At 65.9% G+C, this 22,444-nt stretch carries 23 protein-coding genes; 14 read left to right on the top strand and 9 right to left on the bottom strand.

Features of this window, described 5'->3' with window-relative positions; genetic code table 11:
• Positions 1 to 92: 92 nt before the first annotated feature.
• Positions 93 to 692 (top strand): DUF922 domain-containing protein, encoded by a 600-nt coding sequence (locus tag EN845_RS10700; RefSeq protein WP_127870375.1) that lies wholly within the window; start codon positions 93 to 95, stop codon positions 690 to 692.
• 47 nt (positions 693 to 739) lie between these two features.
• On the opposite strand, the gene EN845_RS10705 is transcribed toward EN845_RS10700, so the two are convergent.
• Positions 740 to 2,275, bottom strand: coding sequence for an acid phosphatase (locus EN845_RS10705; protein ID WP_127870374.1), 1,536 nt, complete (start codon positions 2,273 to 2,275; stop codon positions 740 to 742).
• Between the two features lie 182 nt (positions 2,276 to 2,457).
• Here EN845_RS10705 and EN845_RS10710 point away from each other — a divergent pair, with 182 nt between their 5' ends.
• A complete protein-coding gene (locus tag EN845_RS10710) occupies positions 2,458 to 3,717 on the top strand; it encodes a cytochrome-c peroxidase (RefSeq protein ID WP_127870373.1) in 1,260 nt (419 codons plus the stop codon).
• A gap of 206 nt (positions 3,718 to 3,923) precedes the next feature.
• Here the strand turns inward: EN845_RS10710 and EN845_RS10720 are convergent, their stop codons facing one another.
• Both EN845_RS10720 and EN845_RS10725 read right to left on the bottom strand, forming a co-directional pair.
• The gene (locus tag EN845_RS10720; RefSeq protein WP_127870372.1) at positions 3,924 to 4,628 is read right to left on the bottom strand and encodes an SDR family oxidoreductase; all 705 of its coding nucleotides are present in this window, start codon (positions 4,626 to 4,628) and stop codon (positions 3,924 to 3,926) included.
• 335 nt (positions 4,629 to 4,963) lie between these two features.
• Positions 4,964 to 5,581, bottom strand: coding sequence for an XRE family transcriptional regulator (locus tag EN845_RS10725; protein ID WP_127870371.1), 618 nt, complete (start codon positions 5,579 to 5,581; stop codon positions 4,964 to 4,966).
• Positions 5,582 to 5,717: 136 nt separating this feature from the next.
• Between EN845_RS10725 and EN845_RS10730 the strand changes: the two genes are divergently transcribed.
• The 3 genes from EN845_RS10730 to EN845_RS10740 all read left to right on the top strand — a co-directional run bounded on the left by EN845_RS10730 (position 5,718) and on the right by EN845_RS10740 (position 9,811).
• A complete protein-coding gene (locus EN845_RS10730) occupies positions 5,718 to 6,854 on the top strand; it encodes an FAD-binding oxidoreductase (RefSeq protein WP_127870370.1) in 1,137 nt (378 codons plus the stop codon).
• A gap of 49 nt (positions 6,855 to 6,903) precedes the next feature.
• Entirely contained in the window at positions 6,904 to 8,523 is a 1,620-nt protein-coding gene (locus EN845_RS10735) for an ABC transporter substrate-binding protein (RefSeq protein ID WP_127870369.1), read from the top strand.
• Positions 8,524 to 8,710: 187 nt separating this feature from the next.
• Positions 8,711 to 9,811: a serine hydrolase domain-containing protein gene (locus tag EN845_RS10740; RefSeq protein ID WP_127279306.1), complete on the top strand. Its 1,101-nt coding sequence runs from the start codon at positions 8,711 to 8,713 to the stop codon at positions 9,809 to 9,811.
• A 6-nt stretch (positions 9,812 to 9,817) separates the two neighbouring features.
• Here the strand turns inward: EN845_RS10740 and EN845_RS10745 are convergent, their stop codons facing one another.
• Both EN845_RS10745 and EN845_RS10750 read right to left on the bottom strand, forming a co-directional pair.
• The gene (locus EN845_RS10745) at positions 9,818 to 10,381 is read right to left on the bottom strand and encodes a cytochrome b (RefSeq protein WP_127279307.1); all 564 of its coding nucleotides are present in this window, start codon (positions 10,379 to 10,381) and stop codon (positions 9,818 to 9,820) included.
• A gap of 125 nt (positions 10,382 to 10,506) precedes the next feature.
• Positions 10,507 to 10,992: a MarR family transcriptional regulator gene (locus EN845_RS10750; RefSeq protein ID WP_245464426.1), complete on the bottom strand. Its 486-nt coding sequence runs from the start codon at positions 10,990 to 10,992 to the stop codon at positions 10,507 to 10,509.
• A gap of 122 nt (positions 10,993 to 11,114) precedes the next feature.
• Between EN845_RS10750 and EN845_RS10755 the strand changes: the two genes are divergently transcribed.
• Positions 11,115 to 11,930 (top strand): p-hydroxycinnamoyl CoA hydratase/lyase, encoded by an 816-nt coding sequence (locus tag EN845_RS10755; RefSeq protein ID WP_127279308.1) that lies wholly within the window; start codon positions 11,115 to 11,117, stop codon positions 11,928 to 11,930.
• A gap of 38 nt (positions 11,931 to 11,968) precedes the next feature.
• Complete coding sequence (locus tag EN845_RS10760; RefSeq protein ID WP_245511709.1) at positions 11,969 to 13,483, top strand: AMP-binding protein; 1,515 nt, start codon at positions 11,969 to 11,971, stop codon at positions 13,481 to 13,483.
• Between the two features lie 18 nt (positions 13,484 to 13,501).
• On the opposite strand, the gene EN845_RS10765 is transcribed toward EN845_RS10760, so the two are convergent.
• Positions 13,502 to 14,221: a 3-keto-5-aminohexanoate cleavage protein gene (locus EN845_RS10765; protein WP_127870367.1), complete on the bottom strand. Its 720-nt coding sequence runs from the start codon at positions 14,219 to 14,221 to the stop codon at positions 13,502 to 13,504.
• Positions 14,222 to 14,420: 199 nt separating this feature from the next.
• Between EN845_RS10765 and EN845_RS10770 the strand changes: the two genes are divergently transcribed.
• Positions 14,421 to 14,615, top strand: coding sequence for a hypothetical protein (locus EN845_RS10770; RefSeq protein WP_167531323.1), 195 nt, complete (start codon positions 14,421 to 14,423; stop codon positions 14,613 to 14,615).
• Between the two features lie 102 nt (positions 14,616 to 14,717).
• Here EN845_RS10770 and EN845_RS10775 read toward each other — a convergent pair whose 3' ends face one another.
• Positions 14,718 to 16,823 (bottom strand): EAL domain-containing protein, encoded by a 2,106-nt coding sequence (locus tag EN845_RS10775; RefSeq protein WP_127870365.1) that lies wholly within the window; start codon positions 16,821 to 16,823, stop codon positions 14,718 to 14,720.
• A 232-nt stretch (positions 16,824 to 17,055) separates the two neighbouring features.
• Here EN845_RS10775 and EN845_RS10780 point away from each other — a divergent pair, with 232 nt between their 5' ends.
• A complete protein-coding gene (locus EN845_RS10780) occupies positions 17,056 to 17,505 on the top strand; it encodes an ester cyclase (protein WP_127870364.1) in 450 nt (149 codons plus the stop codon).
• 59 nt (positions 17,506 to 17,564) lie between these two features.
• On the opposite strand, the gene EN845_RS10785 is transcribed toward EN845_RS10780, so the two are convergent.
• Both EN845_RS10785 and EN845_RS10790 read right to left on the bottom strand, forming a co-directional pair.
• Entirely contained in the window at positions 17,565 to 18,098 is a 534-nt protein-coding gene (locus EN845_RS10785) for a hypothetical protein (RefSeq protein WP_189522868.1), read from the bottom strand.
• A gap of 112 nt (positions 18,099 to 18,210) precedes the next feature.
• Positions 18,211 to 18,537 (bottom strand): DUF1330 domain-containing protein, encoded by a 327-nt coding sequence (locus EN845_RS10790; RefSeq protein WP_127279716.1) that lies wholly within the window; start codon positions 18,535 to 18,537, stop codon positions 18,211 to 18,213.
• A gap of 175 nt (positions 18,538 to 18,712) precedes the next feature.
• On the opposite strand from EN845_RS10790, the gene EN845_RS10795 reads away from it, so the two are divergent.
• The 5 genes from EN845_RS10795 (at position 18,713) to EN845_RS10820 (ending at position 22,435) form a co-directional block, all read left to right on the top strand.
• Positions 18,713 to 19,405: a helix-turn-helix domain-containing protein gene (locus EN845_RS10795; protein ID WP_127870363.1), complete on the top strand. Its 693-nt coding sequence runs from the start codon at positions 18,713 to 18,715 to the stop codon at positions 19,403 to 19,405.
• Positions 19,406 to 19,489: 84 nt separating this feature from the next.
• On the top strand, positions 19,490 to 20,605 hold the full coding sequence (gene ada / locus EN845_RS10800) for a bifunctional DNA-binding transcriptional regulator/O6-methylguanine-DNA methyltransferase Ada (RefSeq protein ID WP_127870422.1): 1,116 nt from the start codon (positions 19,490 to 19,492) through the stop codon (positions 20,603 to 20,605).
• Between the two features lie 22 nt (positions 20,606 to 20,627).
• Positions 20,628 to 20,843, top strand: a complete 216-nt coding sequence (locus EN845_RS10805; RefSeq protein ID WP_245511710.1) for a hypothetical protein — start codon at positions 20,628 to 20,630, stop codon at positions 20,841 to 20,843.
• 297 nt (positions 20,844 to 21,140) lie between these two features.
• The gene (locus tag EN845_RS10815) at positions 21,141 to 21,692 is read left to right on the top strand and encodes a methylated-DNA--[protein]-cysteine S-methyltransferase (protein ID WP_127870360.1); all 552 of its coding nucleotides are present in this window, start codon (positions 21,141 to 21,143) and stop codon (positions 21,690 to 21,692) included.
• Positions 21,689 to 22,435 (top strand): 2OG-Fe(II) oxygenase, encoded by a 747-nt coding sequence (locus EN845_RS10820; RefSeq protein ID WP_127870359.1) that lies wholly within the window; start codon positions 21,689 to 21,691, stop codon positions 22,433 to 22,435. Before EN845_RS10815 ends, EN845_RS10820 begins: the two co-directional genes overlap by 4 nt.
• Positions 22,436 to 22,444 lie beyond the last annotated feature (9 nt).

The following is a 22,444-nucleotide window of genomic DNA, read 5'->3' on the forward strand; positions in this document are numbered from 1 at the left end:
TTCGGGCATTTGCAGCACCCGCCGGCAGCATATAGGAAAAGCCGCTGAATGGCATTGCCGTCCGGCAAGGGCCGCGCGCCTTGGAGAGAGCGGTGTCGAGAGCCTGTGTTCGCCTGTGTCTTCTGACCGCCGCCCTGGTGGCCTTGCCGCTCGCCGCGCGGGCCGAATGGAAGCCGGTTGAGAAGGTCGAGACTTATGCCATTTCAGGCCAGTCCGGACCGGAACTCTACCGGTCGATCGGGGAGAACGGGCCGAATGTCGGCGTCGGCCGCGCCATCGCCCACACCAATTTCAAGCTGACCTGGACCAGGGATTATCAGCCGCGTGCCGGAGCCTGCGTGCTGGTCTCGGCCAAGCCCAGGCTCATCATCACCTACACCTTGCCCAGCCCTTCCTCGCCGCTGCCTTCAGCCATCCAGAAGAACTGGGAGGTTTTCCTCGCCGGGGTCAGCGCCCACGAAAAGGTGCATGGCGCGACCATTGTCGACATGGTGCGCAAGATCGAGGCGGTCACAGTCGGCCTGACCGTCGCGGATGACCCCAAATGCAGCAAAATCCGGGCCGAGATGACCAGACGCCTGGCCGCGCTCTCGCAGGCGCAGCGCCAGGCAAGCCGCGATTTCGACCGCGTCGAACTCGGCCAGGGCGGCAATCTGCAGAAGCTCATTCTTGCCCTGGTGAATGGCGGCTGAGAACGGCCACCGCGCCACACGGCGCGGCGGCATGACCGCGGTCCGCTCTACCGGCTCAGCTCCAGCGCCGCGCTCAGATCCCCCATCGGCGGTTCGCCATTGGCGGCCAGCGCCTTGTCGCGGGCGACGATGCCGGTCAGCACCGGCAGGTCGTAGCGCGCGGTGATGAAGCGCAGGATCGACGTCGTGTCGTACTGGGTGTGGTCTACCGTGCCCATCCTCGCATAGGGCGAGACGATGAAGGCCGGGATGCGGTTGCCCGGGCCCCAGCGGTCGGCCTTGGGCGGCGCGACGTGATCCCAGAAGCCGCCATTCTCGTCATAGGTGACGACCACCAGCATGTGGCCCCATTGCGGGCTCTTCTCCAGATGCGCGACGACGTCGGCCAGATGCTGGTCGCCGCTGGCCACGTCGGCATAGCCGCCATGTTCATTGAGATTGCCTTGCGGCTTGTAGAAACTCACCGAGGGCAGCTTGCCGTCGTCGATCGCCTTGATGAACTCGGCGCCATCCAGGCCACCGTCCCGCAGATGCTCGGCCCGCGCGGCGGTGCCGGGTGCGTAAGCGGCGAAATAGTTGAAGGGCTGGTGGTGGAACTGGAAGTTCGGCACCGGCGTCGCGTTCTTGCCGTCCAGCGTTGCCTGCCAGGCGCCGGCGTACCAGGCCCAGTCGACGCCCTTCAGCGACAGGAGATCGCCGATGGTGATGTCGTGCTGCGGCGGCAGCGTGGTCGGCGCGGCCGGGTCGGCCAGCGCCTTGTCGCCGCCCTCGGCCGGTTTGTTGGCGCTCGGCTGATAAGGCGGCTGCATGGTGTTGACGGCATGGAAATCGGGTGTGATGGCGCCGTCATTGACGAATTTCGGCACGCCGCCGAGCGCCGATGCCGGCGAATTGTCGGCGACCTTCAAGGACGTGCCGTCGGCATCGACCACGGCGATCTGGCCCTTGATCGGACTGGTGTCGGCGTGCGGGTAGACCGGCGTACAGGCGCAGGCGAGCTGGAAATGGTTGAGGAAGGAGCCGCCGAAGGCGCCCTGGAAGAAATTGTCGGCCAGCACGTATTTCTTCGCCACCTGCCACATCGGCAGGCTCGAGCCGTCATAGTGGCCCATGACGAGGCCGCCGGAATCGGCCCAGGCGACGAATTTGTCGTTCTTCCCGCCGTCGATCTGCATCTGCTCCTGGTAGAAGCGGTGCCACAAGTCGTGGGTGATGACGTTGGTGTCCTCATGGAAGCCCTTGGGATCGTCAATGGCGAAGGCGGCGTTGGCGAGATGCGCGGTCTCGGCCTCCGTCACCACGGGCGTGACGCCCTTGCCGGTCAGCCCGCCCCAGGCCGGCGGCAATTCGGTCAGCGGCTTGCCGTCGCGGTCGAGCTGGCGCGGCTGGTCGGCCGAGACATTGGCCAGGCCATTGGCGCCGGGGAAGCCGCCATAGAGATTATCGAAGCTGCGGTTTTCGGCATAGATGACGACGACGGTGTCGATCTTGTCGAAGCCGGGAGGGGCGGCATGGGCGGCCGCCAGGGGAAGCAGGGCCGAACCGGCCAGACCGAAGGAAGTGAAGAGCTTGAGCCTCGTCATGGGAAGACCTCGTGGCTTGACTGTGGCTAGAGGGGTGCGGGAACGATAGGGCAGCTAACGTGGCTGCCTTGTCACCTTTGTGACAGCCGCCGCCACGGCGAACACGGTTTCGTGAGCACTGGAGCCGGTCATCAATCCGTTGCACTGCGTTCTTATTGCCAGGCCAAAGCGGACCATGCCCCATGACCAGAAGACGATGGAAAATTCGGGCGATCGCCATTGCCGCGATCTCGACCTTTGGCCTTGCCGCGCCCGCGAATTCGGCGGGGCCGGATGGCTTCCATCCCGGCCCACTGTCGCGCGCCGAAGCCTTCGCGCGCGCCAAGGCGCTGACCGCCTTGGGGCAAAAAATGTTCTTCGACCCCTCGCTCTCGGCCTCGGGCAAGCAGGCCTGCTCGTCCTGTCATGATCCTAGCCATGCTTTCGGGCCGGCCTCGGCCACGCCGGTCGAAATGGGCGGGCCAAACCTCGACCAGCCCGGCGTGCGCGCCGTGCCATCGCTGCGTTATCTCCAGGCCGCGCCCGCCTTCACCGAGCATTTCCATGATTCCGAGGACGAGGGCGACGAAAGCGTCGACAACGGTCCGACCGGCGGCCTGACCTGGGACGGCCGCGCCGACCACGGCAAGGACCAGGCGAAAATCCCCCTGCTCTCGCCCTTCGAGATGGCCAACAAGGGTGCCGGGGCGGTCACCGCCGCCTTGCGCAAGTCGGCCTATGCCGGCGAGTTCAAGACGGTGTTCGGGCAGGATGTCTTCAACCATCCCAACGATGCCTTCGACGCCGCCGCCGAGGCGCTCGGCACGTTCGAGCAGAGCGCGGCCGATTTCTATCCCTATTCCAGCCGCTACGACGCCTTCCTCGCCGGCAAGGCGACGTTGTCGACGCAGGAGCTGCATGGTCGCGCTCTGTTCGAGGACGAGAAAAAAGGCAATTGCGCCAGTTGCCATCTCAGCGAACCCGCCAATGACGGCGAGCCGCCGCAATTCACCGATTTCGGCCTGATCGCCATCGCCGTGCCTCGCAATCCCGCCATTCCGGCCAATGCCGACCCGGCCTATGCCGATCTCGGCCTGTGCGGCCCGCTGCGCACAGATTTTCACGGCCGCACCGACTATTGCGGTCTGTTCAAGACGCCGACGCTGCGCAACGTCGCGCTGCGCAGGAGCTTCTTCCACAATGGCGAGTTACACACCTTGCGCGACGCGGTCGCCTTCTACGCCAGCCGCGATACCGATCCCGGCCGCTGGTATCCCAAGAATGCCGACGGCACGGTGAGGAAATATGACGACCTGCCAAAGGCTTACTGGCCGAACTTGAATCAGGACCCCTTCGGCGGCAGGAGACCTGGCGGCAAGCCGGCGCTGACGGATGCCGAGATAGACGACATTGTCGCGTTCCTGCAGACGCTGACGGATGCAGACCAAGTGGCAGCGAAATAACCTGAGACGCCGCGGGACAGCGCCCCCCTCTGTCCTGCCGGACATCTCCCCCACGAGGGGGGAGATCAGCTTTGATTGCGGCTCTCGCCCATTGTTTCAACGTTCCAAAAAGGCGCGGGGCGCCAACACTGCAATCTCCCCCCTTGTAGGGGAGATGTCCGGCAGGACAGAGGGGCGCGCGAAGGAACACGACGCCCCTTAATATGTCACAGCGCCCGGATAACGCCCCCATCCACGCGGATACTCTGCCCCGTAATATAGCCCGCCCCTTCCGACGCCAGGAAAGCGATGGTCGCGGCGATCTCCTCCGATGTGCCGTAGCGTTGCATCGGCACGTTGTCGCGGCGCTCTTCGGTTGCTGGCAGGCTGTCGATCCAGCCGGGCAGCACATTGTTCATGCGCACATTGTCCGATGCATAGGTGTTGGAAAAAATCTTGGTGTAGGCGGCAAGGCCGGCGCGGAACACGGCCGAGGTCGGGAACATCGCGTTCGGCTCGGCCACCCAGGCGGTCGAGATGTTGATGATGGCGCCGCCCTTCTGCTTGACCATGTGCGGCGCCACGATGCGCACCGGCCGGATGACGTTCATCAGATAGACGTCCATGCCGGTGTGCCACTGCTCGTCGCTGATCTCGAGGATCGGCGCGCGCGGCCCGTGGCCGCCGCTGTTAACCAGCACGTCGATGCGCCCAAAGCGCTCCAGCGTCAGGTCGGCGAGCCGCTGCAGGTCGTCATTCGACTGGTTTGAGCCGGTGACGCCGAGCCCTCCCAGGTCCTTGGCCAGCGCCTCGCCCTTGCCCGACGAGGACAGTATGGCGACCTTGAACCCGTCCGCCGCCAGCCGCTTGGCCGCCGCCGCCCCCATGCCGCTGCCGCCGGCAACGATGACGGCTGTCTTTTCTGAGCTCATGGATTTTCCTTTTTGGGTTGGCGGGAGTCGCGGTTTCAGCGGTCCTATAGCCGGTTTCGCCAGGCAGTTCGAACCAGAAAGACTGAATCGATCTGCAAAAAACTTGGGCGGGTGGCGCTGCCCTCATTTGCCCTGCCGGGCATTTCTCCCCGTATAGTGACGGGGGGAAAGAAGCCGGTCGCAACGCCGGCGCCCTTACTTGCGACGTTGGGGATTGGCGAAATCATCCGCCACAGCCCCCCTCTCCCCGTCACTTTACGGGGAGAGGATGCCGGCAGGCAGGTGAGGGGCAGCGCCGACATCAGCCGATTGCAACCGACGCGGCCAATCGCCCCCTACCCCTCCACCGTCTCCAGCACGGAAAGCAGCGTCCCTTCCATGTCGGGCTCGTCGCCGGAGCAGACGCACAGTATCTCTGCGTCGCCCTCGCCCACCGACAGGTAGGCGTGGCCCATGGTGGAATCGATGTAGACGCTCTCGCCCACTTTCAGCCGCACCGGCGCGTACTGGTCGGTGTGCAGTTCGATCTCGCCCTTGAGCACGATCAGGAATTCCTCCCCAGCATGCCTGGTCAGCGGGCCGAATTCCTGCGGCGTGCGGGCGCGCGCATAGGCGTGGATGGGCACCATGCGCTTGCGCACCAGATCGGTGGCCAGATACCGGTAGTCGTAGTTGCGGGTCAGCTGGCGCAGCGTGTTGGACTGCGAGGTCACCGAGCGGCGGGTGCGTGCCGCGGGCTGCTTGCGGTCGCCGCTGAGCAGCTCCGTCACATGGATGCCGAGCCCCTCGCAGATCTGCAGCAGCTTGTCGTAGCTCAGCGACATCTGGTCGTTCTCGACCTTGGACAGCGTCGACACCGCGACGCCGGTGAGAGTGCTGACCTCCTGCAAGGTCCACCCATGTCTCTTTCTCAGGGCACGCAGACAATCACCGAGGTTCGGTTGCTCCGACATTGTCAGCTCCATGGCGCGGCAGCCGGGCCGCTTGTCCGCCCTAGGTAGTCGAACTCCCGACCGCCATCAACAACACCAACAATTTTCTTATACGCTAAATATTGACTGGATACGAAATTATTTTTACGACTGGAGGATGCGGTCGAACTCCCCCGGAAAGATCATCGTCATCGGTGGCGGCATTGCCGGCCTCTCGCTTGCCGCCGAGATGGCGGACTGGGCCGAAGTCACCGTCATCGAGCGCGAACCGCATCTCGGCTACCATGCCAGCGGCCGCTCCGCCGCCCTGTTCAGCGAGACCTATGGCAACCGCCTGGTGCGCGCGCTGACGCTGGCCAGCCGGCAGGCAATAGCCGACGGCGGCTTCGCCGCCCATCGGCGCGGCGCATTGCATGTCGGCTGGACGGGTGACGACGCTGCCATCGACCGGCTGGCCGGCGAATTGCAGGCGCTGGTGCCCAGCGTGCGCCGCCTGTCGGCGGCCGAGCTTCACGCGCTGGTCCCGGTCATAGCCAGGGAAGCCACCTGCGGCGGCGTTTACGAGCCGGACGCGGTGGATGTCGACACGGGCAAGATGCTGGCGGCAAGCGCCTCGGCGCTGAAAGCCGGCGGCGGCATCATCCGCACCGGCGAGGAAGTCCGCGCCATCTCGCCCGACGGCCGCGGCCTGCGGGTGGAAACGAGCGCCGGGGTCTACTCGGCAGACATCGTCGTCAACGCCGCCGGCGCCTGGGTCGATGTCGTCGCCGGCCTGGCCGGTCTTTCCGGCCTCGGCTTCCAGCCGAAACGGCGCACCGCCTTCCTGTTCGATGCGCCCGCCGGGGCGGACATATCCAACTGGCCGCTGGTGGTCGACCTGCACGAACAGTTCTATTTCAAGCCGGATGCCGGCAGGCTGATCGGTTCGCTTGCCGACGAAACCGATTCAGAGCCTTGCGACGCCTGGCCGGAAGACATCGACGTCGCCATCGCGGTCGACCGCATCGAGCAGGCAACGTCGATGCGCATCGGCCGTCCGTCGACGCCATGGGCGGGCCTGCGCACCTTCGCGCCCGACCGCACGCCTGTCGCCGGCTTCGACCCGCGCCTGCCCGGCTTCTTCTGGCTCGGCGGCCAGGGCGGCTACGGTTTTCAGGTGTCGCTGACACTGGCCAGGATGAGCGCGGCGCTGATACGCGGCGAGCCCCTGCCCGCGGATGCCGCGGCGGCGCTCGGCGTCACCGCCGCGGCGCTGGCGCCCGACCGCTTCCTTGCCCCGGCAGCGGCGCCATGAAATTCAGGCCCTTCCCTCAACCCGTAAAGTGTCATCAGGAGCGTTTGCGATGAAATCCACCGTTCTGCGCACAGTGCTTGCCCCGTCCCTTCTGGTTTCGTCCCTTCTGGCCTGGTCCGTCCTTCTCGGCGGGCAGGCCTATGCCAAGACCCTGGTCTATTGCTCGGAAGCCAATCCCGAGACCTTCAACCCGGCGATCGGCATCGCCGATTCCACCATGGACGCAGCCGCCAAGACGATCTTCAACCGGCTGGTCGAGTTCAAGGCGGGCACGACGGAGGTGGGACCGGCGTTGGCCGAAAGCTGGGATGTTTCGCCCGATGGCAAGACCTACACCTTCCATCTCAGGCACGGCGTGAAATTCCAGTCGAACGAGCATTTCACGCCCTCGCGCGACTTCAACGCGGACGACGTGCTCTACACCTTCAACCGCCAGCGCGACGCCGACAATCCCTACCACAAGCTCGGCGGCGGCGCTTACGAGTACTTCAACGCACTGGGCATGGGCACGCTGATCGACAAGATAGACAAGGTCGACGACCACACGGTGCGCTTCACGCTGACGGCTCCCAACGTCACCTTCCTGGCCGGGCTGGCGCTCGACTATCTCTCCATCCTGTCGCTGGAGCAGACGCAAAAGATGGTCGCGGCCGGCACACCCGAACTGATCGACAGCATGCCTGTCGGCACCGGCCCGTTCGTGCTTCAGGCCTATGTTCCCGACAGCCAGGTCCGCTACGCCGCCAACAAGGATTACTGGCGCGGCGCGCCGAAGATCGACACGCTGGTCTTCGCCGTCACGCCCGAGCCGACCACCCGCGTCGAGCGCATCAAGGCCAATGAATGCCAGGTCGCCGCGCCGCCGCCGCCAAGCGCGGTCGCCGATCTGCGCGGCGACCCCGACATCACGGTGCTCGATCTCAAGGGCCAGAACATCGGCATCCTCGGCTTCAACGTCGACCACCAGCCGCTGGGCGACGTGCGCGTGCGCATGGCCTTGGCAAAGGCCATCGACCGCAAGGCGATCGTCGAAGCGGTCTATGCCGGCGCCGGCACCGTAGCCGGCAGCGTCGTGCCGCCGGCACAGCTCGGAGCCGTCACCGATGCCGGCATCGACTATGATCCCGATGGCGCCAAGAAGCTGCTGAAGGAGGCCGGCCACGAAAGCGGCCTCAAGATCAGCCTGTGGGCGATGCCGGTGTCGCGCCCCTACAACCCCAACGCCAAGCGCATGGCCGAGATGATCCAGGCCGACTGGGCAAAGGTCGGCGTGCACTCGGAGATCGTCAGCTTCGAATGGGGCGAATATCTCAAGCGCACCGCGGCGGGCGAACAGGACACGTTCCTGCTCGGCGGCAGCAGCGACAATGGCGACCCCGACAACATGCTGAGCTATCTCCTGTCCTGCGACGGCGTGAAGGGCGGCTCCAACCGCTCGCGCTGGTGCGACAAGGATTTCGAAAAACTGCTGGACGAAGGCCGCGTCGCCGCCGACCCGAAAGAACGCGCCGCGATCTACGGCAAGGCGCAGGCGATCCTGAAGGCCGAGGTGCCGGTGGCGCCGATCGCCCATTCGATGGTGGCGATCCCGATCCGCAAGAGCGTGCTGAATTATGTGCTCGACCCCTTCGGCCGGCAGAATTTCGCTGCGGTCGATATGGCGGAATAGAGCGGAGCGCCGCCCTTCCCTTCTCCCCTTGTGGGAGAAGGTGGCCTCGCGAAGCGAGGTCGGATGAGGGGTGTTCCAGGGAACGCCAACGCCTCACTCCGTCACGCACCCCTCATCCGTCTCGGCGCTGCGCGCCGATCCACCTTCTCCCACAAGGGGAGAAGGAAAAAAGGAAAGCGAGACATCCATGACAAAGAACCTGAACGCCCTACTCGACACCTACCTCGCCGACGGCGCTGTCGGTGCTTCGCTCGCCTATGCCAAGGGTGGCTCAACACCAACGGCCCTTACCGCCGGCCTCGCCGACCGCGCGCATGGCACCCCTGTCAATTCAGACCAGCTGTTCAAGATCGGCAGTTGCACCAAGACCTTCGTCGCCGCCGCCCTGGTCAAGCTCACCGAGACCGGCAAGCTCGACCTTGGCGCGCCGATCTCCTCCTGGTTCGCGGACCTGCCCGGCGCCAAAGACATTTCGGTGCGGCAGCTGATCAACCATCGCAGCGGCCTGCCGGAATTCGAATATTACATTCCGATGGACCCGGGCCGGCAATGGACGCCGCGACAGCTGGTCGACATCGCCTTCGCCTCCGACAAGCAGAAGGCGCCGGGCGGACCCGCCGTCTACAACAACACCGGCTATGTCCTGGCCGGCATGGTGATCGAGGCCGTCACCGGCCAGCCGCTGGGCGCCTATGTCAGAAGCGCGATCCTTGACCCGCTTGGCCTGAAGAACACCTGGTCGCCGGCGACCGAACCCTTCCCGGAAACATCGATGGTGCGCGGCTATTACCACCGGCCGCCGCCGGCGCCGAACGCGCCCACCGACATCGCCTCGGGCGGCGAGATGTGGCGCATGGACGGCGTGCTGCCCTATTCCGACGAGCTGCAGGACTCTTCGGATTCCTTCCCGTTCGGCGCCGCCTATGGCTGCGGCGACATGGTGTCGACGCCATCCGACATGGTGGGCTTCATGCGGGGCCTGTTCTGCGGCAAGCTGTTGTATCAGCCCTTCTTCGCCGAGATGTTCGAACACCGCGTGCCGGCGAGTTTTCCAGGCACGCGCATGCGCGAGACGGGTGCCGGCATGTTCCAGAGCACCTATGCCGACCGTGCCTTCTATGGGCATCAGGGCAGCATTCCAGGCTATGTCGCCGTCATGCTGCACGATCCCGAGACGGACCTCACCATCGCCATGACCAGCAATGTCGGCTCCGGCAATCGCCTCTCCTTCCAGGCCAGCGGCCTGCATCCGGTCGTCGATCAGGCGATCCGCATCATTCTCGACTGACCGCGTTCAGCCGCCCTGCCCGGACGATGGATCGGGCAGGCCCGGCAGCATCTGGCTCAGCACCCGGTCGCGAAGGAAGACGTGATGGAAGATGGCGGCGGCCGCGTGCAGGCCGGCGAGCCACATCATGATATCGCCGAGCGTGCCGTGGATCTCGGTCAGCGGAGCGCCCCAGGTGCCGGAAAACGGACCGATCGCTCCCAGCCCATAGACAGTGACCGGATGGCCGCCGAACAAGGCGCCGGCCATGGCTGTCGCCGGCACCGCGAACAGCAGCGCATAGAGCGCCCAATGCGTTGCCTTGGAGGCGACCTCCATCCAGGCCGGCATGACCGGAGCATCGGGAATGCGATCGAAGCGGCGCCAGATCAGGCGAATGGCCAGCAAGCAGAAAACGGCGAAGCCGAGCGACTCGTGCAGCAACAGCGTCGATGCCCTGGCCGCTGAATAGACCCGCTCCGGAGGGCCACCCGCGGAGACCAGGAAGGCAATGAGCACCAGCAGTGCCGTCAGCCAATGAAATGCCTGAGCGAGGCGTCCGTAGCGGGTTGTCGTACCGGATAGCGACATGCGAGAGCTCCAAAGCTGTTTGACATCTCCATCGCCCTCGAATGTGGCCTTATTTCATCTGTCCTCAAATGACATGGGTTGCCGCGCGGCTGGCGGCGCTGTGTTCGCCGGCGGCTGGCAAGGTCCTAGCCTTGCTCCGTCCAGATGAGGCGCAGCAGGCGAAGCAGCGTTGCCCGCTCCTTGGCTGTCAGCCGATGCAGGAAGCGGTCTTCGTGCCGGCGAACCTGTTGCCGCCATCCGGGCATGGCCTTGCGTGCGGCCGGTGTCAGGGTCAGCACCTGTACCCGCTTGTCGTCGGCATGGTCGTCGCGTTCGACCAGCCCCCGCCCCTCGAGTTCGGCGAGCAGCGGCGCCATGTTGGCGCTCTTCATGCCGAGCTGGCGGCAAAGTTCCGCGGCACGGATGCCGGGTTGTTCGTCGATCAGCGCCAGCATGCCGTAGGTCACCGGGCGCAGCGCCGCATCGGCCAGTTCGACCGCGAAATCACTCAAGGCCAAGGTCGAGGCACGCCTGAGATTGTAGCCGATCTGCGCGTCGAGCGCGTCTTCGGCCATCGCCCCCGGCTCACCGGGATCGGGGCGCGCACTGGGACCGGTGTGAATCTCTTCCATGTTGAACCGATCGCCGCGATCAAAGTCCTTGTCAAGCAGAAAAGACTATGCGACATAGCAAATATATAGCTATGCATCATAGCAATTTCCGTGCATGTGAAATCCAAGGGAGGACACTGACCATGACCGAAGAGCCCGTTGCCTTCGATGTCGAGAATGGCATCGCCTGGGTGCGATTCAACCGGCCGGACAAGCGCAATTGCATGAACCCGCCGCTCAACCGGCGCATGATGGAGGTTCTGGACGCGCTCGAATTCCGCGACGATGTCGGCGTGCTGGTGCTATCGGGCGAAGGCAGCGCCTGGTCGGCGGGCATGGATCTCAAGGAGTATTTCCGCGAGACCGAAGCCAAGGGCCTCGGCGCCATCCGCAAGGCGCAGTCCGAAGCCTATGGCTGGTGGCGGCGCCTGCGCTGGTATGGCAAGCCGACCATCGCCATGGTCAATGGCTGGTGTTTCGGCGGCGGCTATGGTCCGCTCTTTGCCTGCGATCTCGCCTTTGCCGCCGACGAGGCGCAATTCGCCTTGTCCGAGATCAATTGGGGCATCCTGCCCGGCGGCGGCGCCACCAAGGTGGTGGTCGATCTCCTGTCGATGCGCGACGCCATGTACCACGCGCTGACCGGCGAGCTCATCGACGGCAGGAAAGCCGCCGCCTGGAAGCTGGTCAATGAAAGCCTGCCGCTGGCCGATCTGAAGACGCGTGTCACCGAGGTCGCGAACGTTCTTTTGAAGAAGAACCCGATTGCCCTGAAGGCGACCAAGGATGCCATCCGCCGTGTCGCCGAGATGACCTACGACAATGCCGAGGACTATCTCGTGCGGGCGCAGGAAGCGGCCAACTTCCATGACAATGACGGCCGCAAGGAAGGCATCCGCCAGTTCATCGACGAGAAGAGCTACAAACCGGGTCTTGGCGCCTACGACAAGGCCAGATGACGCAATAAACCATCGACGCAATCTGGGAGGAGATGCGAATGCCGGCCTGGACGACATCGGATCCCGTGGCCCTGCACGCCGGGACGCAGCCGGATCGTCTTGCCTGCGTCGACCTGGCATCCGGCCGGCGCTGGACTTATGCGGCGCTCGACCGGGCCATCCAGCGCGCCGTCGGCGTCCTCGAAACCGCCTGGGGCCTCGAACAGGGGCAGCGGATCGCCACGCTTGCCCGCAACAGCGCCGACCTGCTTATCCTGCAGCAGGCCGCGATGCGGCTCGGCGCCGTCTTCGTGCCGCTCAACTGGCGCCTCGCCGGCGCCGAACGGCAGGCGATCCTGGCCGATTGCGGCCCGGTGTTGCTGCTGCATGACGCGCCACTCGAAATAGCGTTGCCGGTAGGCTGCCTGTCGGTCGAAGTCGCGGCCTTCGCAAGGGCGGTCGAGGCCCAGGCACCTGCGCCGCGCCGTCCCTTGCCGGACAGCGATGCACCGTCGATCATCCTCTACACGTCGGGCACCTCGGGCCGCCCGAAAGGCGTCGTCGTCACGGAGCGCAACGCCTTGGCCACGGCGGTCAATTTCGGTGTGCTCGGGCGCGTCGGCAATGCCAGCGTCTTCCTCTGCGATGCCCCGATGTTCCACGTCATCGGTCTCGTCACCAGCCTGCGCCCGCCGCTGCTGCAGGGCGGCACGGTGATGATCTCGCCCGGTTTCGATGCCGCTGCCACCAACCGCCGCCTGGCCGACCCCACGCTTGGCGTCACCCATTATTTCTGCGTGCCGCAGATGGCCAGGATGCTGCGGGAACACCCCGACTTCGCGCCGGCGCGCTGGACGTCCCTCACGGCCATCTTCACCGGCGGCGCGCCGAACCCGGCCATCGATATCAACTGGTGGCTGGCGCAAGGCGTCCGCATGGTCGATGGCTTCGGCATGACGGAAGCCGGCACCGTGCTTGGCATGCCGGTCGAGGCCGAACGGATCGCCCGCAAGGCCGGCTCGGCCGGCCTGCCGGCGCCGACGATCGGCCTGCGCATTGTCGACGACGACGGCCAGGACGTCGCCGCCGGTGAACCGGGCGAGATATGGCTGTCCGGCCCCTCGATCACGCCGGGCTACTGGAACCGGCCGGAAGAGACGGCGCGCGCCTTCACCAGCGATGGCTGGTTCCGCACCGGCGACATCGCGCGGCGCGACGACGAAGGCTTCGTCACCCTCGTGGACCGCCGCAAGGACATGTTCATCTCCGGTGGTGAGAACGTCTATCCCATGGAAATCGAGATGGTGCTGCTCGACCATCCCGATATCGCCGAAGCCGCCGTGATCGGCGTCGCCGACGAGCGCTGGGGCGAAGTCGGCCGCGCCTTCGTCGTGGTCAAATCCGGTCGGGTCCTGGATTCGGCCGCTCTGGCAAGTCACTGCGCCGCCCACATCGCCCGTTACAAGGTGCCGAAGGAGTTCTTGCCCGCCGAGGCGCTGCCGCGCACCGCGTCCGGCAAGATCCAGAAACACGTTTTGCGTGCGTGGACTGCACCAGACGGCCAGCAAGTCTGAGGCGGGCCGCGGTTCAGCTTAACTCGTGGAGCGGAAGATTGCGGCGGCCGCGGCCACGATCTGCGCATTGTCCTTCGCCACCGTTCCGTCGGTCAGCGTCTTGCCGTCCTCCAGCCCGACCCGTGTCGACCAGCGCTTTTGCCGCGCAAGCTCCACGAACGGCCAGGCAGTGCCGTCGACGCCGTGCAGCAGGATCGGCCGCCGCACGCCGGCGCGCTCGAGCACGGCGGCGATGCCGTGCGCCTCATCGAGGGCCGTGGGCAGGTCCGGTATGTCGATCTCGATCAGGATGCGCAGCACGCGGCCATGATCGGCCAACGCCACGAAGCGCTCGGCATCTTCCGTGGTGGCAAGCCCCGCCTCGATGCCGACGCCCTGCCCGCGCAACAACTCCATCACATCGGGTGCGTCGGCCTCCGAGAGATTGACCGAGGCGTAGTCGGGCAGTTCGCGCCAGGCCGCGATCGCCGCGCGGGTCCGCGCCACATCGTTCTCGATCCAGGCGCCGGTCGACACGCCTATCAATGTGCCCGGACAGGCCTGGCGCACGGCAAGGACCGTCATATCCACCGCCGCCAGGCTTTCGCGCCCGTCGGCGCCACGCGGATGGATGTGCAGTTCGGCCGCACCCGCGGCAACGCAGGCCGCGGCATCGCCGGCCGTCGCTTGCGCCGTCAGCGGCAGGCCGGGATGGAAATCGCGCGGACGCGCGCCGTTGATGCAGGCCTGGACGATCATCGATTTCACCTCGGACAAAAGAGCGCAGTCTAGCTGCGTCGCCACACCCGCGCAAAGCCGCGGCTCCGCCACTCCTGACAGGGCGGCGACGCCGCGACGCCGCATTCGCCAGCATTTGAATAAAAGGCGCCTGTGGATATTTACCCCACCTTGCGCCAGACCGGCCAAAATAAATTAGGGCGGGATCATGGAGGGACCATTGACCAGCGATTTTTCAGCCGCCCGGCTCCATCTCGAACGCGCCTACCACTATCTGCGCGGCAATGACGAGGCGAGCCGTTTGACTTGCGAGGCCCTCGACCTGTTGATCGAGACCGTGGCGGAAGCACAGCACAGGAAGCCGGAACCGGGGGTACTGGAATTTTCGCGAGTGGCGGCGCGCCGGCTCGGCTGAACAGAACGCGTCGCGCTGAACGGATTCAGTCTGCGCATCAAGCCTTCGTCTTCACGCATGTCGCTATCCAGGTCGCTTTTGGAGCGACATGCGTTTTGTCCATCAGGACGCCATGCGTCTCGATGCGCCGCCGGCCATTCGCGCCGCGCGCGCCACGATCCGCTCCAGCGGTTCGGGCCGGTGCAGCAGAAAACCCTGGCCGAACTCGACGCCCATGTCATCCAGCATGGCCACCGTGTCCTGCCGCTCGATCTTCTCGGCGACGACTGCGCAACCGAGGCTGCGGGCAATGCTGGTGATTGCCAGCACGATCTCGCGGTCGAAGCGGCTTTCCGTGACGTGCTCGATGAAGGAGCCGTCGATCTTGATGGCATCGACCGGAAAGCGCCTGAGATATTCGAACGAGCTCATGCCGGCGCCGAAATCGTCGAGGCTGACCCTGCAGTGCCGCTCGCGCGCCTTGCGCACGAAGGTTTCGGCGGCATCGAAATTGGTAACGGCGGCGGTTTCGGTGATTTCGAAGCCGATGCCCGAATGCGGCGCCCCGGTTTCCTCGATGATGCTGTCGACGAAGTCCCATAGTCCCGGATCGCTCAGCGTCTGCGCCGACAGGTTGAAGCCGAGCGTGATCGCTCCGGATTTCATCGCCGCGCCGTGCCGCGACAGCGCGGTGCGGATGATCCAGCGATCGAGCCGCGCGGCAATGCCGAAGCGCTCCGCCGCCGGTATGAACTCGCCGGGCGGGATCAGCCGACCGTCCTTTCCGGCAAGCCGCGCCAGCACCTCGACATGGCGGTTCTCTTCCCCGGGCCTGCCCAGCCGGTGGATCTCCTGGCCGAACAGCTTCAGCCTGCCGTCCTCCATGGCGTCCACCGTGTCGGCGGCGAGCCGTGCCGCGTTGAGGCCGCCCGAGCCGGAGACGGCATCGGTCGAAAACAGCGCGAAGCGATCGCGCCCGGCGGCCTTGGCCGCGTAGCAGGCATCGTCGGCGCAGGCCAGCGCGTCGGCCACCGTGGTGACGCGGTCGCGGACGATGGCGATGCCGATGCTGGCGGCCAGCCGGCGTGAGGTCGCGGCAACGCCGAGATCGGCGTCACGCACGGCCGCCAGGATGGCGCCGGCCAGCCGCTCGGCCTGCACGGCTTCGCAATCGGGCACCATCAGCGCGAACTCGTCGCCGCCGAGCCGCGCCGCATGCGCCGATGGCGGCAGGCAGCGGCCAATGCCCTCGGCCACGCTCTTCAGCGCCAGATCGCCGGCGGCATGGCCGGCGAAATCGTTGAGCGCCTTGAAGTAGTCGAGGTCGATGTAGAACACCGCGAGCGGCACGCCCGTGGCGATATGGTCGGCGAGCAGCCTGTCGAAGGCGGCGCGGTTCCACAAGCCGGTCAGCGCGTCATGGCGGGCGGCGAAGGCAAGCTCCTGTTCGCGCAGCTTGTCCTCGGTGATGTCGCGCACCGTGCCGAGAACCAGGCCGGCCGCGCCCGCCGCGGCAACGAAGCGCACCAGCGACTCGACATGGCGGATGGCGCCGTCGCGCCTGATGATGCGGTATTGCGAGGCGGTAACCTTGTCCGAGCCGGGCGTCGGCAAATGCGCCTGCTCGGTGGCTTCCTTGTCGTCGGGATGCAGATAGGTATGCCAGAGGCCGCCCGACACTTCGTCGGTGTCGGCAACGAGGCCGAATATGTCCCGGGTGCGGGCGTCCCAATAGCTCTTGTTGGTGGCCATGTCATAGTGCCAGATGCCGGTGCCGCTGGCGGCGAGCGCCAGGCGGAAGCGCACATTGACCTGTTCGAGCGCGGCCTCGGCCGCCTTCTGCTTCGAGATGTCGGTCTGCACGCCCATCAGCCTGAGCGGCTTGCCGTCGGCGTCGCGCTCGACGATGCCGCCGCGGTCGAGCACCCATATCCAATGGCCCTGTTTGTGCTTGAGCCTGAGTTCGGTTTCGATGGCGTCGGTCAGCCCGGCAATGTGGCGGTCGCCGCTGGCCAGCGCCCGCTCGCGGTCGTCGGGATGGGTCAGTTGCAGCCACAGGTCGCTGGTGTTGGCGAGTTCATCCTCGCCGTAACCCAGCATTCGCGCCCAGGTCGCCGAATAGAAGCTGTCGCCGGTGCGAAGATTCCAGTCCCAGACGCCAAGATGGGCGCTCTCCAGGGCCTTGGCCCAGAACGCTCCGTTGCGATTTTTCCTGCCCTGCCGCGCCATCGTCCGTTTCGCCTGCCCCATCCCGCGGGGCAATCTGCGGCAAAACCAGAGAAGAAAGCGTTACTTGTCGCGCAAGGCGGCGGAGGTGCGCCGCCATCACCGGCCGTTGCTGCTCTGCGCCTTTCGATTGGCCGGCAAGAACCGGAGTTTTGCGCGCGTCCGATCGTCCTAGGGATGGCTGGGGATCATCGACACAGGTGATCTCCAAACCAGACAAGAAGAGGACCTCCCTATGACCAAGCAGGAAGACAACAAGGCCGTCGTCGTCAGATGGTTCACCGACTTCTGGGGTGAAACCTGCGACCTCTCCGTCGTCGACGCCGTCGCCGCGCCCGACATGCTCCTGAAATATTCGCTGCACGAGCCGCGCCGCGGTCGCGACGACATCAAGGCCTTCATGACCGATTTCCGTGCCGCCTTCCCGGATCTCAATTTCTGGGCCACCGCCGATCTCATCGCCGAGGGCGATTATGTCGTCGGCCAGTGGGAGGGCGGCGGCACGCATACCGGCCCGGCCTTCAGCGATTTCCTTACCGGTTCGCTGCCCGCCGCCACCGGCCGCACCATGCGGTTCACCGGCACCACGGTGCTGAAGGTGATCGACGGCAGGATCGTCGAGGAAATCGGCCTCGACGACGGCGTCGCCGCCCTCACCCAGCTCGGCCTGATCAAGGCCGCCTGAGAGCCTCATGCAATTCGAGAGTTCGGCCAGGCGGCGTTGGCGCCGCCTGGCCGTGCCGGTTACTGGCTCGGTGCCATCACGTGCTCGCATGACACTTTCGGGTTCATGTCGGCGAACGTGCCGGTCGGGTTGCCTTTCCAGGCCCAGACATGCAGTTCGTAGAACTCACCCAGGCCATAGCGGTTGGGCGCGCTGTTGAAGTTGAACAGCTGTCCCTCGAGCGACGCCGGCCCCTTCGAAGTGATGTATTCGACCGCCACCAGCTTCAGCGTGCCGTCGGCCATCGGCTCGTACATCACCGCTTCGGGACGGGCGATGTCGATCTTGTCGTCCTTCAGATACCCGCCATTGACATAGTGGATGCCCATGGCGCCGCCGGTGATGCCGCTGGCGCAGGGAATGGGCGCATAGCCTTCCGCCGTCGCGGCGTTGACGTCGAGAAACCGGCTGTTGGCTGCCCGCACCTTTTCGGCCAGCGGATTGGTGTCCGGCGCGCCCGCCGCCTCCTGATGCGCCTGTGCTAAGGTCGTGCAGACGGCCAGCATGGCCCCCGCCATGAGAAGCCCGCTGCGAAAGTTTGACTTCATATCCATTCCATTCCTGTTGAAAAAGCACGGCTGGCCGGCCGCCGACAATACGGCGGCGCGACAGGCAAGCGCCGTGGCTGTTGTTGCGTGGAGATCCCGAAAACGCGGCGAATGCCGGTCATCCCTTCGGCAGGTACGGGATCGTTCCGGCCAGATCGGTGTCGTCGATCAGCTGGAAACGGCTGTCGCTGCCGTCCTGGCGGGCCGAAACGAAAGGCGCATAGGCCGGATCGCTGGTGAAGGCGCGCGCCGCGGCTTCCGACGGGAACGCCATCAGGGCGATCAGCGTCGTGTCGAGCGGCATGCCTTCGAGCGTCGTCACATTGCCGCTTCGCGACAGATATTTGCCGCCATGCTTGTGGACGAGGTCGTGCACCGAGGCGGCGTAGGCCGGGACCCACTTCGGGTCCTTCATCTTGATGTCCGCGATAACGTAAGCAGTCATTGTGGTCTCCTGGTTGCGGCGCACAGGGGCATCCCGTGAACCGGCCGAAGGGTTCGCATGGCAGGGCCAGCGCCAGCCAGTCCGCGATCTGTACTGGGCCGGTACAGTTTCTGTACTCGCCGCTTCAATCACGAAGGACTAATGTTGACCGCAGGTTCGAGGGAGAGGCACAGTCATGACCCAGCACGGATACAAACAGTTCTGCCCGCTATCGATGGCCGCCGAGGTGCTGTGCACCCGCTGGACGATGGTGCTGATGCGCGAGCTCGTGGCGGGGTCGACCCGCTTCAACGACCTGCGCCGCGGCGTGCCCAAAATGTCGCCGACCCTTCTTTCGCAACGGCTCAAGGAGCTTGAGCTGGCGGGGATCGTCGAGCGCAAGGAGGTCCAGGGAGAAAAAGGGATTTTCGACTACCGGCTGACCGAGGCCGGCCGCGATCTGCGCCCGGTCGTCGAGGCGATGGGGTTCTGGGGCCAGAAATGGGTCGAGTCCCGGCTGTCGCTGAAGAATCTCGATCCGTCGCTGCTGATGTGGGACATGCGGCGCAATTTGAACCCTTCGCCGCTGCCGGAAGGACGCACGGTGATACAATTTCTGTATCAGGGACTCCCCGCTTCCAAACGCTCCTGGTGGCTGATCGTCGAAAAGCACGGCGAGGTCGACCTGTGCTGGTACGATCCGGGCTTCGACGTCGACCTCTATGTCTCGACCGACCTGCACACGATGACGGCGATCTGGATGGGATTGCTCACCGTCGAGAAGGCCGGCGCGAAGGTCGTCCTGACCGGCGACCAGGCCATCGGCAGGCAAATGCAGACCTGGCTCGGCCTCAGCCCCTTCGCGGTGGAGCCCAAGCGCGCGGCGTAGGACAGCGAGGCTCATCGACCGCGATCTGCGCCGTTTGGCAGGAAACGGGTGGCGAGGCGGCCTTTTGGCGGCTTCTATGCGCTTATGTTCATCACCCTGACCAAACATCTGCAACCCGCGCCACTGCCGGTGGACGACGATCCGCGCTGGGCGCGCATCGTGGCGCGCGACAAGTCGGCCGATGGCGCATTCTGGTATTCGGTGGCCACGACCGGCGTCTATTGCCGGCCGTCCTGTCCGTCCCGGCGCGCCAACCCCGCCAATGTCCAGTTGCACGACACGTTACACCAGGCGAAGGCGACAGGCTTTCGCCCATGCCGGCGCTGCAATCCGGACGGCCCTTCGCTCGAGGCCGCCAACGCCGCGATGGTCGCCGATGCCTGCCGCAGGATCGAGGCGAGCGAGGACGAGCCCTCGCTCGCCGAACTGGCTGATGCCGCCGGCCGCAGCCCCGGCTATTTCCACCGCGTTTTCAAGGCGGTCACGGGGCTGACGCCGAAAGATTATGCAGCGGCCCGGCGTGCCGCCCGGGTGCGCCAGCATCTGGAAGACGGCGTCAGCGTGACATCGGCGATCTACGATGCGGGCTTCAATTCGAGCGGGCGTTTCTACGAAAAGTCGACCGGCATGCTCGGCATGACGCCGACGCGCTATCGCGCGGGCGGCGCAAACGAAGAGATCCGCTTCGCCGTCGGCGAAACTTCGCTCGGCACCATCCTGGTCGCATCGAGCCGCAAGGGCGTCGCCGCCATCCTGCTCGGCCAGGATCCCGACGCGCTGGTGCGCGACCTGCAGGACCGTTTCCCCAAGGCGCGGCTGGTCGGCGGCGACGGCGACTACGAGGCGTTGGTCGCCCGCATCGTCGGCTTCGTCGAGGCGCCGGCGATCGGTCTCGATCTGCCGCTCGACGTGCGCGGCACCGCGTTCCAGCAGCGCGTCTGGCAGGCCTTGCGGGACATCCCGGCCGGCCACACCGTTTCCTATGCCGAGATCGCGCGGCGTGTCGGCGCGCCGAAAGCGACCCGCGCCATCGCCGCCGCCTGCGCGGCCAACGCCCTTGCGGTCGCTATCCCCTGCCACCGCGTGATCAGGAAGGACGGCGCCCTGTCGGGCTATGCCTGGGGCGCGGAGCGCAAACGCGCGCTGCTCGACCGCGAGGCCGGCGGGACGGCGACGACCTACCGGTCCTCGCGGGCCTGACGAGGATTCGGCAATGCGCGCGATGGCCAGGTCTCCCACCACCGGTGCCAACAGCCAGATCGCCAACGGCACTGCCGTCAGAGAGGACGCGAAGGCGCTGGTCATGGCCGCCATCGGTGAACTGGTCCACGGAGGCAAGGCTGAGTGGAACCGCACCGCCACCGGCGAGATCGAGCTGCGGCTGTTATCAGGCGAGGTGTTCTTGCTCGGCGAGGCCTGCGTCACGCGTGTCGCCTAGTACACCTCAGCACTCTACGGCGCCCCCCTCTGTCCTGCCGGACATCTCCCCCACAAGGGGGGAGATCGGCAGTTTTGGCGCCCCGCTCATTCTTGCAACGTTGGAAATTGGCGAAGGCGATGATGACATCCAATCTCCCCCCTCATGGGGGAGATGTCCGGCAGGACAGAGGGGGGCGCCGTAGAGCACCTGCCTCCGCGTCCTCAGGCGCCCGAGATTTGAATTTGAAAGCAAGCATCGGAGTGAGGAACATCCGGCCCGTGGCTAGGGTTCAGGCACACAGAAGGAGTGAAGGCAATGAACCACATGCAAACCCATATGCCGGCGACGGCCGCCAGCGCCGCCCTGGAGACCATCACCTATGCCATCGGCCAGTCCGCGCTTGGACGCATCCTCGTGGCGCGCAGTCCTATCGGCATCTGCGCCATCCTGATCGGTTCCGACGCCAATACGCTGGAACAGGACCTCGCCAACCGCTTCCCCGGCAGGATGCAGCTCGAAGACGAGGCCGGCTTGCGCGGCGATCTTGCCGAAATCGCGCGCTTCATCGAAATGCCCGGCGCCGGCCTCGACCTGCCGCTCGACATGCGCCACGGCACGCACTTCCAGCAGCGCGTGTGGGAGGCGCTGCGCACCATTCCGTGCGGCGCCAAGGTCACCTACACCGCCCTTGCCCGGCGCCTCGGCATGCCGGACGGCGCCCGCGCCGTGGCGACGGCCTGTGCCGCCAACGCCATCGCGCTCGGCATTCCCTGCCACCGCGTGCTGCGCGCCGACGGCTCGCTGTCCGGCTACCGCTGGGGGATCGAACGCAAGCGCGCCTTGCTGGAGCGGGAGGCGGCGATATGAACGCCGACCCCAGGGTTGTTGCCCCATCGCTGATCGAAGCCGCCGAGACACGCATCGCCGCCTACGACTGGCCGGCGCTCACCGCCGAGCTCGACGGCTTCGGCTGCGCGGTGATGGAAAAGCTGCTCTCACCCGAAGAGTGCCGGCAGCTGGCCGGCCTCTACCCCCAGGAGCAGCATTTCCGCAGCCACATCCACATGGCCAGGCACGGCTTCGGCAAGGGCGAATACCGCTATTTCCGCTATCCCCTGCCCGACCTGATCGGCGGCCTGCGCGGCGCGCTCTATCCCAGGCTGGCCGAGGTCGCCAACCGCTGGAACGAACGCATGGGGATCGCCACGCGCTACCCCGCCACGCATGCCGCGTTCCTCGACCAGTGCCATGCCGCCGGCCAGGTCAGGCCGACGCCGCTTTTGCTGCAATATGTGCCCGGCGACTTCAACTGCCTGCACCAGGACCTCTATGGCGACCTCGCCTTCCCGCTGCAGGTGGCGATCCTGCTTTCGGAGCCCGGCGAGGATTTCACCGGCGGCGAATTCGCGCTGACCGAACAGCGGCCGCGCATGCAGAGCCGGGTCGAGGTGGTGCCCTTGCGCCAGGGCGATGCGGTGGCCTTCGCCGTCCACAACCGGCCGGTGCAGGGCACGAAAGGCAATTACCGCGTCAATTTGCGCCACGGCGTCAGCCGGCTGCGCTCAGGCATGCGCCACACGGTCGGCATTATCTTCCACGATGCCAGGTGAATGCCGGCG

The organism is Mesorhizobium sp. M8A.F.Ca.ET.202.01.1.1, assembly GCF_004791595.1.
In the GTDB taxonomy this organism is placed as follows: domain Bacteria; phylum Pseudomonadota; class Alphaproteobacteria; order Rhizobiales; family Rhizobiaceae; genus Mesorhizobium.

Excerpts from the sequence above, each read along its gene's own strand:
- EN845_RS10760 (WP_245511709.1), top strand. The coding sequence starts at position 11,969 with ATGCCGGCCTGGACGACATCGGATCCCGTGGCCCTGCACGCCGGGACG.
- EN845_RS10820 (WP_127870359.1), top strand. The coding sequence starts at position 21,689 with ATGAACGCCGACCCCAGGGTTGTTGCCCCATCGCTGATCGAAGCCGCC.
- EN845_RS10785 (WP_189522868.1), bottom strand. The coding sequence starts at position 18,098 with ATGGATATGAAGTCAAACTTTCGCAGCGGGCTTCTCATGGCGGGGGCC.
- EN845_RS10780 (WP_127870364.1), top strand. The coding sequence starts at position 17,056 with ATGACCAAGCAGGAAGACAACAAGGCCGTCGTCGTCAGATGGTTCACC.
- EN845_RS10805 (WP_245511710.1), top strand. The coding sequence starts at position 20,628 with ATGGCCAGGTCTCCCACCACCGGTGCCAACAGCCAGATCGCCAACGGC.
- EN845_RS10775 (WP_127870365.1), bottom strand. The coding sequence starts at position 16,823 with ATGGCGCGGCAGGGCAGGAAAAATCGCAACGGAGCGTTCTGGGCCAAG.
- EN845_RS10705 (WP_127870374.1), bottom strand. The coding sequence starts at position 2,275 with ATGACGAGGCTCAAGCTCTTCACTTCCTTCGGTCTGGCCGGTTCGGCC.
- ada (WP_127870422.1), top strand. The coding sequence starts at position 19,490 with ATGTTCATCACCCTGACCAAACATCTGCAACCCGCGCCACTGCCGGTG.
- EN845_RS10790 (WP_127279716.1), bottom strand. The coding sequence starts at position 18,537 with ATGACTGCTTACGTTATCGCGGACATCAAGATGAAGGACCCGAAGTGG.
- EN845_RS10720 (WP_127870372.1), bottom strand. The coding sequence starts at position 4,628 with ATGAGCTCAGAAAAGACAGCCGTCATCGTTGCCGGCGGCAGCGGCATG.
- EN845_RS10755 (WP_127279308.1), top strand. The coding sequence starts at position 11,115 with ATGACCGAAGAGCCCGTTGCCTTCGATGTCGAGAATGGCATCGCCTGG.
- EN845_RS10730 (WP_127870370.1), top strand. The coding sequence starts at position 5,718 with ATGCGGTCGAACTCCCCCGGAAAGATCATCGTCATCGGTGGCGGCATT.
- EN845_RS10765 (WP_127870367.1), bottom strand. The coding sequence starts at position 14,221 with ATGATCGTCCAGGCCTGCATCAACGGCGCGCGTCCGCGCGATTTCCAT.
- EN845_RS10795 (WP_127870363.1), top strand. The coding sequence starts at position 18,713 with ATGACCCAGCACGGATACAAACAGTTCTGCCCGCTATCGATGGCCGCC.
- EN845_RS10725 (WP_127870371.1), bottom strand. The coding sequence starts at position 5,581 with ATGTCGGAGCAACCGAACCTCGGTGATTGTCTGCGTGCCCTGAGAAAG.
- EN845_RS10750 (WP_245464426.1), bottom strand. The coding sequence starts at position 10,992 with ATGGAAGAGATTCACACCGGTCCCAGTGCGCGCCCCGATCCCGGTGAG.
- EN845_RS10710 (WP_127870373.1), top strand. The coding sequence starts at position 2,458 with ATGACCAGAAGACGATGGAAAATTCGGGCGATCGCCATTGCCGCGATC.
- EN845_RS10745 (WP_127279307.1), bottom strand. The coding sequence starts at position 10,381 with ATGTCGCTATCCGGTACGACAACCCGCTACGGACGCCTCGCTCAGGCA.
- EN845_RS10815 (WP_127870360.1), top strand. The coding sequence starts at position 21,141 with ATGAACCACATGCAAACCCATATGCCGGCGACGGCCGCCAGCGCCGCC.
- EN845_RS10735 (WP_127870369.1), top strand. The coding sequence starts at position 6,904 with ATGAAATCCACCGTTCTGCGCACAGTGCTTGCCCCGTCCCTTCTGGTT.
- EN845_RS10740 (WP_127279306.1), top strand. The coding sequence starts at position 8,711 with ATGACAAAGAACCTGAACGCCCTACTCGACACCTACCTCGCCGACGGC.